Source organism: Euryhalocaulis caribicus (genome assembly GCF_000412185.1).
Classification (GTDB): Bacteria; Pseudomonadota; Alphaproteobacteria; order Caulobacterales; family Maricaulaceae; genus Euryhalocaulis; species Euryhalocaulis caribicus.
This window is the reverse complement of sequence record NZ_ASJA01000001.1, coordinates 288,348-304,022: the sequence shown is the minus strand read 5'-3', so window position 1 is coordinate 304,022 and position 15,675 is coordinate 288,348. Positions and strand designations below refer to the sequence as shown.

Sequence of the window (15,675 nt, the reverse complement as noted above, 5' to 3'; positions counted from 1 at the left end):
GGGTGCGATGAGAATTTCCATTAAATCGTTGGCGGCGGCGGGAGCCTGCCTTGCAGCGGCGGCGTGCGGGCAGTCCGTGGACGAGGACTCCACAGAAACGCTGACCATCTATTCGGCGCGGCATTACGATTCCGATCGCGCCGTCTATCAGGCGTTCGAGGACCAGACGGGCATCCAGATCGAAACGATCGAGGCTGGCGGCGATCTGCTTATCGAACGCATGAAAGCCGATGGCGAGCGCAGCGGCGCCGATGTCGTGATTACGGTAGACGCAGGCCGGCTCTGGCGCGCGGAACAGGACGGCCTGTTCCAGCCCTATGATTCCGAAATCATCGAAGAACGCGTGCCGGAGAGCCTTCGGCATCCGGAAGGCAAATGGTTCGGTTTCGCCAAGCGCGCGCGTGTGATCGCCTATTCCCAAGAGCGCGTGTCGCCCGATGAAATCACGGGCTACGAAACACTGGCCGACCCCAAGTGGGACAATCGGGTCTGCGTCCGCTCTTCGGGCAATATCTATAATATCTCGCTGCTGGCCGCGCTGATCGAGCGCTGGGGCGATAATGTGGCCCAGGACTGGGCGCAGGGCGTGGTGCGCAATTTCGCGCGCGTCCCTTCTGGCGGCGACATCGAGCAGATCCGGGCCATCGCCGCAGGCGAATGCGACCTGGCGCTGGTGAACCATTATTACTATGCGCGGATCGCCAATTCCGAGGACGCCGCGGATCAGGAAGTCGCCGACGCCGTGGCGCTCAATTTCCCGGAAGACAATGGGGGCGTTCACGTGAATATTTCGGGCGCCGGGGTTGCCGCCAACGCGGACAATGTCGATGCAGCCCACCAATTCCTGGAGTTCCTGCTGTCGGACGAGGCCCAGCGCATGTTTGCCGAGCTGACCAATGAATATCCGGTCGTGGCCTCCGCGCCTTACGAGAATGATGTTCTCGACGGGTTCGGGGAATTCGAGGCCGACCCCGTCAATGTGAACACGCTGGGTGAAAACCAGGCGGAAGCGCAGCGCATGTTCGACCGCGTCGGCTGGCCTTGAGCGCAGCCGTTTCATCCAGACTTGGCCGCAGCGCCAGACGCGTAACCGCGGCCGGGCCCCGCCCGGTCGCGCTGGCCGCTGCGATCATCATCATTCTGCCCATCGCCGCTTTGGTCGTTCTGGCCGGCAGCGGCGATTTCGCTTATCTGCGCCATCTCGCCGATACGCGTTTGCTGGCCTATGTCCGCAACTCGGTCACGCTGGGCGTTCTTGTGACCGCCGGGACCTGTCTGACCGCCGTTCCCGCCGCATGGCTGACGGCGCGTTACCGTTTTCCCGGCCGGGCTTTCTTTTCCTGGGCGCTGGCCCTTCCACTGGCCGCACCGGCCTATGTCACCGCATACGCATATGCCTCCCTGACCACGGCGGGCGGGCCAGTCTATGAGGCGAGTAACGGCCTTGTGCCCGCCGTGCGCGGGATGGGCGGCGCGGCCTTTATTTTCACCCTCGCCCTCTATCCATATGTCTATCTTCTGGCCCGGCAGGCTTTTGTCTCGCAGGCTGCGCACGCCTTTGACGCGGCGCGGACGCTGGGCGCGGGCCCCATGGAGAGTTTCTGGCGCATCGGCCTGCCTCTTGCCCGGCCGGCCATCGCGGCGGGGGTTGCGCTGGCCGTCATGGAAACGCTGGCCGATTACGGCGCGGTCGAGTTTCTGGGCGCCCCGACCCTGACCGCAGGAATTATCCGTGCCTGGACATCCTTTGGCGAAGCCGAAACTGCGGCGCGCCTGTCCCTGATCCTGTTGCTGGCGACCTGTTTTGCCTTTGCGTTCGAGCGAGGCGTGAGGCAGGGGCGCGGCTTTGCACAAAGCAGCGGCCGGGATCGCCCGAATGAACGCGTGCCGCTTTCGCTGCGCGGCGCGGGCATCGCAATCCTGTTCTGTTCCCTGCTTCTGGGGCTGGCCCTGATCGTACCAGCCGGGCGGCTGATCTGGCTGGCTTTCGACACACCGGGCGTGCGCTCGCCCGTACCGGCTCTGCTCAACACAATCCAGCTCGCCAGCATGTCGGCGGTGATCGCCGTCCTGATCGGCCTTGGCTCGGCCTACGCCATTCGCACCGGGGGCTGGCTGTCGGTAACCGCCGCGCGCGCAGCGCAGACCGGATACGCCATTCCCGGCGCCGTGGCCGCCGTCGGCGTGCTGGCCTTGCTGGGGTTTTTGCAAAGGGTGCTGGATGGCGGCCTCGGCTCTGCGGCGCCGGTGGTTACGGGCGGCAGTCTGATCGCCCTGTTGTTCGCCTATCAGTCCCGCTTTGCCGCGGCGGCTATTGGCCCGGCCGAAGCGGCGCTGACCAATGTCTCGGCCAGCCTGGACGCCGCCGCCCAGACGCTGGGCGCGGGTCCGGGGCGCATAATCCGCCGGATTCACCTGCCGCTGATATCCGGGGGTCTTGGCGCCGCGGGCCTGATCGTGTTCGTGGAGGTGATGAAGGAATTGCCCGCCACCATGATTCTTCGCCCCTTTGATTTCGAGACACTGGCCATCATGGCGCACAACTATGCCGCCGATGAAAGGCTGGCTCAGGCCGCCCTGCCCTCGCTGATGCTGATCGGGCTGGGCCTGCCCGCCATGATCGCCGTGTCCTGGCTGGCCACCCATAACCGCAAGCGGAGAACCGCCCGGTGAGTGAGACGGTTCTTTATGCGCGCGACGTGGAGAAGGCCTGGAAGGACCACAGGGTTCTGGACAAGGCGAACCTGTCGCTGAAGCTCGGCCGGGTTACCGCCATTCTGGGGCCGTCCGGCGCAGGCAAAAGCACCTTGCTTCGCGCAATTGCGGGCCTGGAGAAGATTGATCGCGGCCTGATACAGGCCGGCGACCAGACCTTGTCCTCCGCCATGGTTCATGTGCCGCCGGAGGAACGCGGCATCGGGCTGGTGTTTCAGGATTACGCGCTGTTTCCGCACCTGACCGCCCTGCAGAATGTGATGTTCGGCCTGCGCGGCATGAAATCCCAGCGCCGTCAGGAGCGCGCTCAGGCGCTGTTGGAGACCGCGCGGCTGGGACACAAGGCGAAATCCTATCCGCATGCACTGTCGGGCGGCGAGCAACAGCGCGTGGCGCTGGCGCGCGCACTGGCCCCCAATCCCAAGCTGGTGCTGATGGACGAGGCGTTTTCCGGTCTGGACGCGCGCCTTCGCGACGACATGCGCGAGACGACGCTGAACGCCCTGAAGGATTCCGGCGCGGCGGTGCTGATCGTTACGCACGACGCTGAAGAAGCCATGTTCATGGCGGACGATCTGGCCTTGATGACCAATGGCCGCATCATACAGAGCGGTCCACCGGACGAGGTCTATCTTAACCCCGTTTCGCCCGCCGCCGCGCGCTTGCTGGGCGAAGTGAATGAGTGGACCGGCGTGGTTTCAGGCGGCCGCCTGGCAACGCCAATCGGTGAAATCGCGGCTCACGAGTCGCTGGAGGGCCGCCACGCCGTGGCGCTGGTGCGGCCTGAAGGGCTACAGCTTTCCCGTGCGGAAAACGGACCATGCCGCGTTATCCGCCGGCGGGCGTCAGGCGCGGAGGCGCTGATGCTGGTCGAGGACCCTGAAGGCGGCAAATGGCGGGCGCGGGCACCGCTGGCCCACGCCCTCGCCAAAGGTGAGACCGTGAAGGTCGGGATCGACCCGGCGCTGGCCCGGGTCGTCTCCCTCTAGCCTTTTTTCTTCGCAGCCGCGGCGGCGAGAATTTCGCGCGCCATATCGTCTGCGACCTGGTTGGTCGGGCGATCCTCGCTCTCGGAGCGGCGGATCACTTCGGCGACGGTTTCAGCCAGCGTTTCCAGCTTGCCGCGCACCCAGTTCAGGTCATAGGCGCCCTTCACCTCGCCCGCGACATTGATGATGCCGCCGGCATTGATGACGTAATCGGGCGCGTAGAGGATGCCGCGCTTGCGCAGGGCTTCGCCCATATCCGGGGTCGCCAGCACATTATTGGCCGCGCCCGCGACAACCTTGCCCTTCAGGCGGTCGATCGTATCCGGGTTGACGACGCCGCCCAGCGCGCACGGCGCGAAGACATCGACATCCTGGTCATAGATGGCGTCCGGCTTCACGACCTTCGCGCCATATTTGGAAGACACGCGCTCCAGCGCCTCTTCATTGACGTCCGTGATGATCAGTTCGGCGCCCGCCTTGTGCAGGTGGCCGCAAGTATATTCTCCGACATGGCCGACGCCCTGCACGGCGACGCGCACGCCTTCAAGGTCGTCACGGCCATAGGCGTGCTTCACGCAAACGCCAATGCCCTTGAAGACGCCCTCGGCGGTCAGCGGGGACGGATCGCCGCTGGCGGCCTCGCCCTCGGGCAAGCCGACCACGTAATCGGTCTCTTTGTGGATGTTCATCATGTCGTCCGGGCTGACGCCCACATCCTCGGCCGTGATGTAGAGGCCGTTGAGCGCCTCGATCGCGCGTCCGAACGCCTGGAACAAGGCGTCGCGGTCCCAGTCCCCCTCGGGGCGCATGATTACCGACTTGCCGCCGCCCAGCGGCAGGTCCGCCATGGCGTTCTTGTAGCTCATGCCCTTGGACAGACGCAGCACATCTTCCATGGCGGCCGTGGAGTCGGGATATTTCCACAGGCGGCAACCGCCGGTCGCCGGGCCGCGGGCCGTTGAATGAACGGCGATGAGGGCTTTCAGCTGGGTTTCGGGATCGGTGGCGAAAAGCACATATTCGTGCTCATCGAATGAAGGATGTTCGAAGGCGCTCATGACGTCTCTTTTGTTTTAGCGGTTGCGGCGGATTGTTCTTATAGATGGCCGCGTCGGGCGTTTCCGTGGCCCCTGCTACTCTGTCGCTGCGCCAATCTCAAGCAGCGAAACATGCTGCAACCGCTCAATGTCAGCCGAGAAGTTCACGCACGCGTAAACGCAATGCTGGCAGCACCTCATCGGCGAACCACGGGTTGCGTTTCAGCCATGCATTATTGCGCCAGGACGGGTGCGGGGTCGGCACGAATTCCGGCCAGTATTCCCGCCAGTTGCGCACCGTTTCGGTCATGTTGCGCGCCGCCCGGGCGCCCAGATGAAATCGCTGCGCGTGGGCGCCGACCAGCAGCGTGGTCCGTATGTGCGGCAATTTGCCGAACAACTGCGCCTGCCACTCCGGCGCGCATTCCTTTCGCGGCGGCTTGTCGCCGCCCTTCGCGTCCAGACCGGGAAAACAGAACCCCATCGGCGCGATGGCGATGCGCGACTCGTCATAAAATTCTTCGGAGGATACGCCCATCCAGTCCCTGAGGCGGTTTCCCGAGGGATCGGTAAAGGGCGCGCCGGAAGCATGAACCCGCGTGCCCGGCGCCTGCCCCACAATGGCGATGCGCGCGGTCTCGCGCGCCCGCACGACTGGCCGGGGCTGATGCCCCAGCTTGTCCGCGCAAATGCGGCACGCCCGTATCCGGGTCAGAAGTTGATCAAGCGTTTCGTCCAAGAAATCCGGTCTCCGCCAAGCCAACGCGGGGCGCCGCTTGCAGGTTCGGTGAAACTCGGTAGCGTTCGTCGCTTCGTCAAGGAGCGCCGCCATCCGCAAAGACCCCCGCCCTTACTGGATGTTCCGCCTCCGCAAGGCTTATGACCGCTGGTGGACCCGCCGCTTCCTGGCCCCGCATTTCGATGCGCTGGGCGATTTCGCGCGTATCGAGAATCCGTGGCGCGTGGAAGTCACGGGCCGCAATATTCGCGCGGGCCGGGCCCTGCATGTTCTGGCGGACCGCGCCGCGCCGGTGCGGCTGACCACATGGCCAGCGCCGGACAGTGAAGCGGCGATCACGCTGGGCGACGCCGTGCTTCTGATCGCCGGCACGCGCCTGATGGCGGCGGAGCGGATCACGATAGGCGCGGGCGTCATGCTGGCCGCCAATACGACGATCACCGATTCCGACTGGCATGGCCTGTATGACCGCGTCGGTCCGCCCAGCGCCGCGCCGGTCGCCATCGGCGATAATGTCTGGATTGGCGACGGCGCTTTTGTCGGCAAGGGCGTGACCATTGGCGAGAACGCGGTGATCGGCGCGCGTGCCGTGGTGGTGAACGATATTCCGGAAGGCGCGGTTGCGGTCGGCAATCCGGCGCGCGTCGTGAAGACACTGGATCCGGACGCGCCGCGCCGCACGCGGGTGGATTTGCTCGCCGACCCTCTGGCGCTGGACCGCTATTTCACTAGTCTTCAGAAAGACCGCCTCTCCGGCAATACGCTTCTTTCCTGGCTTCGCGTCAGGCTCGCCCCCAATCAGAACGACTGACCACAGACAAGGACGATTATGACGCCCGACAAGGAAACCGAAGGCGAATTCGCCGGCTGGAAAACGTGGAAGAACATGGATCCGTATGAAGGCGCGGCCGGCCCCTTCTATTACAAGCGCGGCGATGATGGAGAGCCGATCGCGGCCTTCCGCGCCGAGAAACGCCACATGAACGGGTTCGGCGCGCTGCACGGCGGATGCCTGGCCAGCTTCGCCGATTTCGCGGCTTTCTGCATCGCCGGGCCAACGGTCGAAACCGGCGCGGTCACCGCCTCATTGAACATCGATTTTCTGGACGCCGCCCGCGAGGGCGACCTGGTCACCTGTACGGGCGACACCCCGCGGGCCGGAAAGTCGCTGGTCTTCACGCGCGGCATTATCCGCGCCGGCGACAAGACGGTGGGCAGCTTTTCAGCCGTGCTGAAACGGGTCGGCGGCTAGGCCGCGCAGGGCCGTTCCATCACCCGGTCCCGCCAGGCGCGCAGATTCGGCAGATCCTCGCCCGGTTTCCATTTCATCACGCGCGCAAAGCCCAGTGTCGCGAATGCTGTGATGTCGGCGATGGTGAACCTTTCGCCCGCGACCCAGTCGCGCCCGGCCAGTTCGCCATCCAGCCATTTGGCCGTCTTGAGAAAACCCTTCTCGCCCCGCGCGGAGAGGTCTGGAATCTGGCTCTCGATGGCGGTGAAGGCCGGATGGCCGTGCCGCGCCCACCAGGCCATGGGCAACAACCACATCATCTCCACCCGGCGGTCCCACATCTCGATAAAGGCCGCCTCTTCGTCATCCGCGCCCATCAGGTTCGGATCCGGGTACAGGCCTTCAAGATAGCGGCAGATGGCGCGGCTTTCAGTGAGGCAACGGCCGTCATCCAGCTTTAACGCGGGAAGTTGCGAGAGCGGGCTGACTTCACGGAAAGCGTCCGTCTTGTGTTCGTTCTCGATGATGTTCAGCTCTTCCATGTCGAGCTGGTCGGCCTTGCCCTTCTCTTTCAGGAACATCAGCACGCGTTCCGGATTGGGCGCAAAGCGGGCGTGATAGAGTTTCATGACGGGTCCCTTTCCAGAGCGCGCGCCTGACCGACCCAGTCATCGCGCCGGATGCGGCCGCGGCCCTTGATTTGCGCGTCGGCCCAGTCGGCTTCGCTGTCAGACCAGCCGGCGATTTGATCGAAATAATAAACGCCCAGCGCGTGGAGTTGAGCCTCCAGCTTCGGCCCCACGCCTTTAAGCTTCTTGAGGTCGTCAGGCGGCCCTTCCATTGGAGACTCGTACAGCATGGGCCGGTCGCCTTCATTTTCGGCGACCTCTTCGTTTCCGGCGCCAGCTTCGTCCGGTTCAACGGCATCGCCCAGCGTCGGCGAGGTTTTGAGCGGATAGTCGCCGCGATTAGGCTTGTATTCGAACGTATCGCCCTGGCGCGCGAACAGCCACCAGCCCACCAGAACCGTCACGATGGCGAGCAGAAAGACCACCCCGCCAAAATACGCTCCGAACTCACCCATTGATCACCTGTCCTGAAACGGTCTCACCGGAATTTGAAAGACGCGTCTTGGTGAGGGCTCGAAGCGCGCCCGTCAATCCTCGCGGAAGCTGAAGGGCGATGCGCCGCGGTAATGTTCATCCACGAACAGTTGACGCTGCACGGGCGGAAACGCGCGCTGGTTACAATCGGCCCGTTCGCAAAGCCGGCAATTGACCCCGATGGGCGTGAACGCCTCCGCCTGCTCCAGATCCAGCCCGTCGCCATAGACCAGCCGCTGCGCCTGGGACGCTTCGCAGCCCAGACCGATCGCCAGCATCTGGCCCGGATTGCGCCAGCCGCCGCCCGGGCGCTCCACGGTTCGGGACATGGTGAAATAACGCGCGCCGTCCGGCAGTTCGACCGGCTGGGCCAGAACGCGTCCCGGTTGCCGGAACGCCTCGTACAGCCGCCAGCGCGGGCACGCGCCGCCGCTGCGCGCGAAATGGAAGACCCGCCCGCCAAAGCGTTTCGAGACATTCCCGGCGTGGTCCACGCGGATCATGAAAAACGGCACGCCGCGATGGCCGGGCCGGTTCAGCGTGGTGAGGCGATGACAGACCTGCTCGAACCCCGCCCCGAAACGCCGGCCAAGAATTTCCAGGTCATAGCGGTTTTCCTCCGCCGCTTTCAGGAAAGGCGCGTAGGGCATCATCACCGCGCCGGCGATATAGTTTGCCAGACTGATGCGGTAGAGCTTGCGCGCCTCTTTCGACGAAAGCTGCGCTTCTTCCTCCACAGTGTCGAGCACGCCGGAAAGCTCCAGCAGGGCCAGTTGATAGGCAAGCTGGAAAACACGTGTGGAAGGCGTCAGCGCCTCGTTGAGGAACAGGCGCCGCGAGTGACGGTCGAACCGCGCCAGCGCGCCGCGCATGACCTCCAGCGGCAATATCTTGGTCGCAACCTTGTGCTGTCTGGACAGCCGTTCCCGCAGCGGCCCCTCAAGCTCCCGCGAGTCGGCTTTAAGGGATTTCACTAACGCATCAGCTGCATCTTCCAGAGCCGGAAAATGATTGTTCCGCTTATGGAGCGTCTCGCGCACTTCCTCCATCGGGGATGCAGCAATCGCGGTCTCGATTGCGCCGCCCCGTTCGGTGATCTGTTCGGCCAGGTCCGCAGCGTGCCGGACCGAATCCCGGTAGGCACCATGCATCCGGATCAACGCCTCGGCGGCGCGCGGATGGCCCTCCAGCAACTCGTTCAGATCCTGCCGGTCCAGCGCCAGCGTATCCAGCAGGGGATCGCCCGCCGCCTCCCGCAGATTGACGACCAGGCGCCCGTCCGGCTCCTGCCCCAGCTCCTTGAGGTCAACGTCATAGGTTTCGGCAAGCTTGAGGAGAACCTGTGCCGTGATCGGCCGCTGGTTGCGCTCCATAAGGTTCAGATAGCTGGCCGAAATGCCCAGCTCCTCCGCCATGCGCGCCTGCGGCAGCGACATGGATTTCCGGAGGCGTCTCAGCTTGGGGCCGGCAAACAGTTTTCGGTCGCTCATGATTTACAATCATTACAAACTGACAAATATTTTCACAACATACACATACGTCAAAACCCTTTTTAATGTCTAGGTTTCGTGACTTTTACGCCGAGCCTGTCAACTCTGTCTGCAACAACAGCCGGTGGTTATCGGCGCACATTGCCTTGAAGGGGAATTCTTATGGCTCAGGATATCAACAGCCTCGTGGGTGGCGGCGGAAACGGCCGCTTTGACGGCATCGAGCGGCCCTATGGCGTCGAGGACGTAAAGCGGCTTCGCGGTTCGCTTCAAGTTCGCCACACGCTGGCCGAGGAAGGCGCCAAGAAGCTCTGGAAGCTTCTCAAGGAAAAACCCTACATCAATGCGCTCGGCGCGATGAGCGGCAACCAGGCCATGCAACAGGTGCGCGCCGGCCTGAAAGCCATCTACCTGTCCGGCTGGCAGGTGGCGGCGGACGCCAATATCGCCGGGGCCATGTATCCGGACCAGTCGCTCTATCCGGCCAATTCCGGGCCGGAGCTGTGCAAGAAGATCAATCGCGCCCTGCAGCGCGCCGATCAGGTCGAGGCCGCAGAAGGCAATGTCCAGCATGACTGGTTCGCCCCCATCGTGGCCGACGCCGAAGCCGGCTTTGGCGGCCCGCTGAACTGCTTCGAGATCATGAAGGCCTATATCGAGGCCGGCGCCTCCGGCGTGCATTTCGAGGACCAGCTGGCTTCCGAAAAGAAATGCGGCCATCTGGGCGGCAAGGTGCTGATCCCGACCTCCGCGCATGAGCGTAACCTGAACTCGGCGCGTCTGGCGGCCGATGTCTGCGGAACCTCCACGGTTCTGGTGGCGCGCACGGATGCGGAGAGCGCCAGGCTCATCACTTCGGACGCCGACCCGCGCGACCATGAATTCATTGACTATGATGCGGGCCGTACGCCGGAAGGCTTCTATCGCCTGAAAGACGGCGTCGGGGTCGATCACTGCATCGCGCGCGGTCTCGCCTATGCCAAGCACGCCGATCTGCTGTGGTGGGAGACCTCCAAGCCGAATCTGGACGAGGCGCGCCGCTTCGCCGAGGCGATCCAGAAAGCCTATCCGGGCAAGATGATGGCCTATAACTGCTCGCCCAGCTTCAACTGGGAGGCCAATCTGGATCAGGAAACCATCGCGAAATACCAGAAAGAGCTGGGCGCGATGGGCTACAAGTTCCAGTTCGTCACGCTGGCCGGTTTCCATGCCCTGAATTACGGCATGTTCGAGCTCGCGCGCGGTTACCGCGACCGTGGCATGGCGGCCTATTCGGAGCTTCAGCAAGCCGAATTTAGCGCCGAGAAGAACGGCTACACCGCCACGCGTCACCAGCGTGAAGTCGGCACGGGCTATTTCGACATGGTCAGCCAGGCCGTGACGGGGGGCCTGTCCTCCACCACGGCGATGTCGGAATCCACCGAGACCGCGCAATTCCAGGCTGCCGCGAACGCGGCTGAATAGGCGCACCCTCGCGCTCGACTGGGGCCGCGTCGCTGAAACACGCGCGCGGCCCATTTTTCTTTTTCGCAATTCAACAGGCCCGACATGAACCAGCACGCCCCGATAACTGATGATCTGAAATCAAAGGGAATTGAGATCAACGGTGACTTCGCGCCCGGCTATGAGACCATCCTGACCGGCGAGGCGCTGGAATTTGTCGCGGATCTGCATCGCCGTTTTGACGGCGCGCGTCAGCGCCTTCTGGCCGCCCGCCAGACCCGCCAGGCGTCCCTGGACGGCGGGGAGGACCTGGATTTCCGCGCAGATACCGCAGAAATCCGCAAGGCTGACTGGAAGGTGCGCCCGGCGCCGCAGGACCTTCAGGACCGGCGGGTGGAGATTACCGGGCCCGTGGACCGCAAGATGGTCATCAACGCGCTGAACAGCGGTGCGCGCTGCTTCATGGCCGATTTCGAGGACGCCTCCTCCCCGACATGGGCGAACATGGTGGAAGGGCAGATCAATCTGCGCGACGCCAATGCCCGCCAGATTGATTTTACGGATGAGACGAACGGCAAGTCCTATTCGCTCAACGACAGGATCGCGACGCTGATCGTGCGGCCGCGCGGCTGGCACCTTCCTGAAGCGCACCTGAAAGTGGATGGCGCGCCGGTGTCCGGCGGCCTGTTCGATTTCGGTCTTTATCTGTTCCACAACCATCAGGCCCTCAAGGCGAATGGCACGGGCCCTTACTACTATCTGCCCAAGCTGGAGAGCATGGAGGAGGCCCGGCTCTGGGCGCTGGTCATCGGGCACGCGGAGAAGGCGCTGGGCCTTGAAACCGGCACGGTGCGCGTCACGGTCCTGATCGAAACCATCACCGCCGCGTTTGAACTGGACGAAATCCTGTATGTTCTGCGGGACTGGATTGTCGGCCTGAACTGCGGCCGCTGGGACTACATCTTCAGCTATATCAAGCGGTTCAAGGCGCGCGCCGACAAAGTGCTGCCCGACCGCGCCATGGTCACGATGACCGCGCCCTTCATGCGCGCCTACTCCTTGCGCGTGATCGAGGTCTGTCACCGCCGCGGCGCGCACGCCATGGGCGGCATGAGCGCCTTCATCCCGGTCAAGAATGACGAAGCCGCCAATGCCCGCGCATTCGAGCAGGTGAAAGCGGACAAGGAGCGCGAGGCCGAGGATGGGCATGACGGCACCTGGGTCGCACACCCGGCGCTGGTCGCCGCCGCGGAAGAGGCATTCGACGCCCGGATGCCCGGCCCCAACCAGCTGGACAAGCTCAACGGATACGAGACGAGCGCCGCAGAGCTGACGCGGCCCGCCCCCGGCGCGGTTACAGAGGACGGCGCGCGCGGAAATATTGATGTCGCGATCCGCTATCTCAGCGCCTGGCTGTCTGGCCGGGGCGCCGCGCCAATCCACAACTTGATGGAGGACGCCGCAACGGCCGAAATTTCCCGCGCGCAGCTATGGCAATGGCGCGTTCACAAGGTGTGGCTCGAGGATGGCCGGGTCATCGACACGCCGCTTCTGGAGGACTGGTTCGCCAGCGTCCTTTCAGACCTGCGCGAAGAACTGGGCGAAGAGACATACGCCTCCGCGCGAATTGAGGAAGCGGCCGCGATCTTCAAGGATCTGGTCTTCAGCGATACGTTCGAGGAATTCCTCACCCTGCCCGCCTATCCGCGCCTGGATTGAGCCGTCCGGACATGAAAAGGGCCGGAGCATCCGCTCCGGCCCTTTGCTTTCAGACTGAGTGATCAGGGATCAGTCGTCCTTCTCGCCCCGGTCATCGGGGTCGTAGCGGTCATCATTGTCGCCCACGTCGTAATATTCGCCTTCGGCCGCGCCAGCCGCCGCGCCAACGCCGGCGCCGACAGCCGCGCCTGTGGCGGCGTCTTCACCCGCGGCCGCAGCGCCCGCCGCGCCGACCGCGGCGCCAACGCCCGCGCCAACGGCGGTGTCTTCAACGTCTTCCTGGCTCAAACGCCCATTCTGACAGGCGGCGAGTGCGAACGCCGCAACGCCTGCCGCAGTGATAAAGGCCAGTTTCTTCATGGCTCTTGCCTCCAGATTGCTCAACGCGAGCCAACGGGAGCGCCTTGCGGGAAGTTCCAGCGCGAAATTTGACAATAAAGCGGCGCCGGAATCGGCCGGTGGATACCCCAAAAGACATGAGGCCGGGCGTTGCCGCCCGGCCTCTCTGTCCGCCCCCTGCGCCCCCCGGCGTTTCTAGAAGCGGCTACGCAGCGTCACGCCATAGGTGCGCGGCGCGCCAAGGAAGGCGTTCTGCGAGCCCGGCTGAAGCGGAGCGTCAAAGCCGACCTGGTAATATTCCTCGTCCGCCAGGTTCTGCACCCAGCCTTCGAGAGACCAGCGCTCGTCCGCCGTCTGCACGCCAACGCGCGCATTGAACAGGAAGAAGCCCTCCTGCTGCTTCGGCTGGTCGAGGTCGGAGCCGGTATTGTACTCGGACACCCAGCGGCCATCGAGATGGAACAGCGCCATCAGGTTCGCGCTGACCGGCGTCTCGTAGTCGATGGACGAGTTGACATACCAGTTCGGCGCCAGCGAAAGCTGCTTGCCGCTCAGCGCGTCCACGTCGGCCGTTCCGGTCGGCGCAAAGTCGCCATAGCGGGCGTCGTTATAGGCAACGGAGCCTTGCAGCGTCAGGCCTTCGATATCCGGCGGCAGGAACAGGGCTTCAAGTTCGAAACCCTTGGACGTCACTTCGTCGACCGAGGTCACGAAGAAGGCCAGACCATTGAAGGTGTTCAGCTGGAAGTCGCTGAAATCCTGATAGAAGAGCGACAGGTTCAGGCGAAGGGCGTTGTCGAACCATTCGGACTTCACGCCCGCCTCATAGGCGTCGACCACCTCTTCCTCGAACTGCGCGGGATATTCAGCGTTGCCGTCCAGGATCGCCTGGAAATCGACTGCGTTCGCGCCGGCCTGGTTAAAGCGGTCAAGATTGAAGCCGCCCGCCTTGTAACCGCGAGAGTAGCTGGCATAGCCCATCAGGTCGTCGCTGAAGCGATAGTTCGCGGCGACAACGCCGGTCACTTCATCTTCCTCACGATCCTGATCAAAGCCGATCTCGTTGAACACCGAGCGTTGCGCGCCCAGGCACATCACGCTGAACGCGGTGATTGCGTCTGTCGGCGTCACGCCAAGCGCGCCGGCCAGCGGCACGATGCGGCTGATATTCTGCGGCGCGGTATAGGCCAGCGCCGATCCGAACTGTTGCTCCAGCACGCTACAGGCCGGCGAAACCGGCGTAACGAAATCGGCTTCCGCGGACTTGTCTTCCATGGTGAAGCGCAGGCCGCCCGTAAGATCCAGGCGATCGGTCACGCTCCACACATTATGCGTGAAAACCGCGAAGCTTTCCGAGTTCTGCTCGTAAACATCGCCCGCGGCATTGGCGCCGCCGGCTGGCAGGGCCTGCCCCGGAGCGACCGGCGTGAAGCCGGGCAGCGCCGGGAAACCGAACGGCGCGAAAGCCCCCGTTCCGAACCCGTTGGTCAGATTGGCGACGAACAGCGGATCCGTTCCGCCGGAAAGCAGCAGGCTGATATAGGTCTCATACGCGGCGCCATTGATCAGCTGGTCGCGGCGCTGCAAATCCTCGTTGGCGTAGAAACCGCCGATCAGCCAGTCCACAGCGCCGGCTTGACCAGCCAGCCTGAATTCCTGCGTGAACGTTTCGAACGTGTAACCGGCATCCGTGGTCCGATAGAAAATATCGGCTCCGGTGAAGTCGGTATCCTGAGCCGTTTGCGCGTCCCAGTCCCGCCATGACGTGATCGAGGTCAGGGTCCCGAAACCGAGATCCCAGTTCGCTTCCGCAGAAACGCCCCACTCTTCGACCAGCTGGTCGGTGCTGCGGTTGGCGTTGGCGTCAAAGGAGAACGGATCCTCGTTCCCGTTGGTCGGGATGCTGGCGCCAAGCGCGTTGACGATTCCCGCCGTGCCCTGGCTGTTGATAGTGACGCCAAGGCAGCAATTTTCGTCCCGGTCGGTGTAATCGCCGACAAGGCGCACGCTGAACGTTTCGCTCGGCTCGAACAGCAGCTGTCCGCGAACCGTGGTGTAGTCGCGGTCATAGTCAGAACCCGCCGTGCGCGGCCCCGCGCCGGTATCGACATCATAGAAGCCGTCGCGTTCGCGATGCGCCACATAGAGGCGTCCGGCGACGTTTTCACCCAGCGGGCCGGTTACGCTGCCCGCCACGCCGATATTGTCGTAATTGCCGTATTCGACCTCGCCATAGCCGGAGAATTCAAATTCCGGCTTCTTGGTCACGACATTGATAAGGCCGGCGGAGGTATTCTTGCCGAACAGCGTGCCTTGCGGGCCGCGCAGAACTTCAATCCGCTCGATTTCGCCCAGATCGCCAAAACCGACGCCGTTGCGGTTACGGATGACGCCGTCGATCACGATGCCGACCGAGGATTCCAGACCCGGATTGTCCCCCACCGTGCCGACGCCGCGGATACGGGCCGTGGTAACGGTCTCGTTGGACGTGGAGGTCACGTTCAGGCTCGGCGACAGGATGATCAGGTCCTTGATGTCGCGAACGCTGGCTTTCTCAAGCAGGTCCTCGTCATAGGCGGCGACGGCCAGCGGCACGTCCTGAAGGCTCTGTTCGCGCTTTTGTGCGGTAACGGTAATCTCATCAACGCCGCGCCGCGTCTGGACCGGGGCGTCGTCGGCCTGTCCCTGCGCGTATGCGGCTGAAGAGATAACAATAGTCGAAGCGGCGGCGAGCAGGCTCGCGCGATAGAAGCGATTGGTCATTAATTCCTCCCAAAGATCGGCCAAGGCCGGGACCATGCGCCTGTCGACTCTTTTCACGGTCGAATCTCGCGCATAGCAGCTATGCTCAAAATGCAGCATGCCGCGCT

14 protein-coding genes are annotated in these 15,675 nt (G+C 63.7%); 7 read left to right on the top strand and 7 right to left on the bottom strand.

Annotated features, from left to right (window positions below):
* Positions 1–7 precede the first annotated feature (7 nt).
* From L338_RS01475 to L338_RS01465, 3 genes are read left to right on the top strand one after another with little or no spacing between them, the layout of a single operon-like run.
* A complete protein-coding gene (locus L338_RS01475) occupies positions 8–1,045 on the top strand; it encodes a Fe(3+) ABC transporter substrate-binding protein (protein WP_027068178.1) in 1,038 nt (345 codons plus the stop codon).
* Positions 1,042–2,673 carry an ABC transporter permease gene (locus L338_RS01470; RefSeq protein ID WP_022696586.1) on the top strand — a complete coding sequence of 544 codons (1,632 nt, stop codon included), beginning with the start codon at positions 1,042–1,044 and terminating at the stop codon, positions 2,671–2,673. Before L338_RS01475 ends, L338_RS01470 begins: the two co-directional genes overlap by 4 nt.
* Positions 2,670–3,704 (top strand): ABC transporter ATP-binding protein, encoded by a 1,035-nt coding sequence (locus tag L338_RS01465; protein WP_022696585.1) that lies wholly within the window; start codon positions 2,670–2,672, stop codon positions 3,702–3,704. The genes L338_RS01470 and L338_RS01465 overlap by 4 nt, the downstream gene beginning before the upstream one ends.
* Here the strand turns inward: L338_RS01465 and L338_RS01460 are convergent.
* Both L338_RS01460 and L338_RS01455 read right to left on the bottom strand, forming a co-directional pair.
* Positions 3,701–4,762, bottom strand: coding sequence for a Leu/Phe/Val dehydrogenase (locus tag L338_RS01460; protein WP_022696584.1), 1,062 nt, complete (start codon positions 4,760–4,762; stop codon positions 3,701–3,703). The genes L338_RS01465 and L338_RS01460 overlap by 4 nt on opposite strands.
* Before the next feature lie 130 nt (positions 4,763–4,892).
* Positions 4,893–5,480 (bottom strand): uracil-DNA glycosylase family protein, encoded by a 588-nt coding sequence (locus L338_RS01455; RefSeq protein WP_022696583.1) that lies wholly within the window; start codon positions 5,478–5,480, stop codon positions 4,893–4,895.
* Positions 5,481–5,598: 118 nt separating this feature from the next.
* On the opposite strand from L338_RS01455, the gene L338_RS01450 reads away from it, so the two are divergent.
* The gene (locus L338_RS01450) at positions 5,599–6,291 is read left to right on the top strand and encodes an acyltransferase (RefSeq protein ID WP_022696582.1); all 693 of its coding nucleotides are present in this window, start codon (positions 5,599–5,601) and stop codon (positions 6,289–6,291) included.
* Between the two features lie 18 nt (positions 6,292–6,309).
* Positions 6,310–6,732 (top strand): PaaI family thioesterase, encoded by a 423-nt coding sequence (locus L338_RS01445; RefSeq protein WP_022696581.1) that lies wholly within the window; start codon positions 6,310–6,312, stop codon positions 6,730–6,732.
* On the opposite strand, the gene L338_RS01440 is transcribed toward L338_RS01445, so the two are convergent.
* From L338_RS01440 to L338_RS01430, 3 genes are all read right to left on the bottom strand, one after another.
* Positions 6,729–7,340, bottom strand: coding sequence for a glutathione S-transferase family protein (locus L338_RS01440; RefSeq protein ID WP_022696580.1), 612 nt, complete (start codon positions 7,338–7,340; stop codon positions 6,729–6,731). The genes L338_RS01445 and L338_RS01440 overlap by 4 nt on opposite strands.
* Positions 7,337–7,795, bottom strand: a complete 459-nt coding sequence (locus L338_RS16160; RefSeq protein ID WP_022696579.1) for a hypothetical protein — start codon at positions 7,793–7,795, stop codon at positions 7,337–7,339. Before L338_RS16160 ends, L338_RS01440 begins: the two co-directional genes overlap by 4 nt.
* Positions 7,796–7,867: 72 nt before the next feature.
* Positions 7,868–9,304 carry a helix-turn-helix domain-containing protein gene (locus L338_RS01430; RefSeq protein WP_022696578.1) on the bottom strand — a complete coding sequence of 479 codons (1,437 nt, stop codon included), beginning with the start codon at positions 9,302–9,304 and terminating at the stop codon, positions 7,868–7,870.
* 162 nt (positions 9,305–9,466) lie between these two features.
* Here L338_RS01430 and aceA point away from each other — a divergent pair, with 162 nt between their 5' ends.
* Complete coding sequence (gene aceA / locus L338_RS01425; protein WP_022696577.1) at positions 9,467–10,768, top strand: isocitrate lyase; 1,302 nt, start codon at positions 9,467–9,469, stop codon at positions 10,766–10,768.
* Positions 10,769–10,852: 84 nt separating this feature from the next.
* A complete protein-coding gene (gene aceB / locus L338_RS01420; protein WP_022696576.1) occupies positions 10,853–12,466 on the top strand; it encodes a malate synthase A in 1,614 nt (537 codons plus the stop codon).
* 69 nt (positions 12,467–12,535) lie between these two features.
* Here the strand turns inward: aceB and L338_RS01415 are convergent, their stop codons facing one another.
* The gene (locus tag L338_RS01415) at positions 12,536–12,826 is read right to left on the bottom strand and encodes a glycine zipper domain-containing protein (protein ID WP_022696575.1); all 291 of its coding nucleotides are present in this window, start codon (positions 12,824–12,826) and stop codon (positions 12,536–12,538) included.
* Positions 12,827–13,000: 174 nt separating this feature from the next.
* The gene (locus L338_RS01410) at positions 13,001–15,568 is read right to left on the bottom strand and encodes a TonB-dependent receptor (protein ID WP_027068173.1); all 2,568 of its coding nucleotides are present in this window, start codon (positions 15,566–15,568) and stop codon (positions 13,001–13,003) included.
* Positions 15,569–15,675: the final 107 nt, after the last annotated feature.

What these genes read in the sequence shown, in the direction of transcription:
- L338_RS01445 (WP_022696581.1), top strand. Translation starts at nt 6,310, where the DNA reads ATGACGCCCGACAAGGAAACCGAAGGCGAATTCGCCGGCTGGAAAACG.
- aceA (WP_022696577.1), top strand. Translation starts at nt 9,467, where the DNA reads ATGGCTCAGGATATCAACAGCCTCGTGGGTGGCGGCGGAAACGGCCGC.
- L338_RS01460 (WP_022696584.1), bottom strand. Translation starts at nt 4,762, where the DNA reads ATGAGCGCCTTCGAACATCCTTCATTCGATGAGCACGAATATGTGCTT.
- L338_RS01415 (WP_022696575.1), bottom strand. Translation starts at nt 12,826, where the DNA reads ATGAAGAAACTGGCCTTTATCACTGCGGCAGGCGTTGCGGCGTTCGCA.
- L338_RS01450 (WP_022696582.1), top strand. Translation starts at nt 5,599, where the DNA reads ATGTTCCGCCTCCGCAAGGCTTATGACCGCTGGTGGACCCGCCGCTTC.
- L338_RS01430 (WP_022696578.1), bottom strand. Translation starts at nt 9,304, where the DNA reads ATGAGCGACCGAAAACTGTTTGCCGGCCCCAAGCTGAGACGCCTCCGG.
- L338_RS01440 (WP_022696580.1), bottom strand. Translation starts at nt 7,340, where the DNA reads ATGAAACTCTATCACGCCCGCTTTGCGCCCAATCCGGAACGCGTGCTG.
- L338_RS16160 (WP_022696579.1), bottom strand. Translation starts at nt 7,795, where the DNA reads ATGGGTGAGTTCGGAGCGTATTTTGGCGGGGTGGTCTTTCTGCTCGCC.
- L338_RS01410 (WP_027068173.1), bottom strand. Translation starts at nt 15,568, where the DNA reads ATGACCAATCGCTTCTATCGCGCGAGCCTGCTCGCCGCCGCTTCGACT.
- aceB (WP_022696576.1), top strand. Translation starts at nt 10,853, where the DNA reads ATGAACCAGCACGCCCCGATAACTGATGATCTGAAATCAAAGGGAATT.
- L338_RS01475 (WP_027068178.1), top strand. Translation starts at nt 8, where the DNA reads ATGAGAATTTCCATTAAATCGTTGGCGGCGGCGGGAGCCTGCCTTGCA.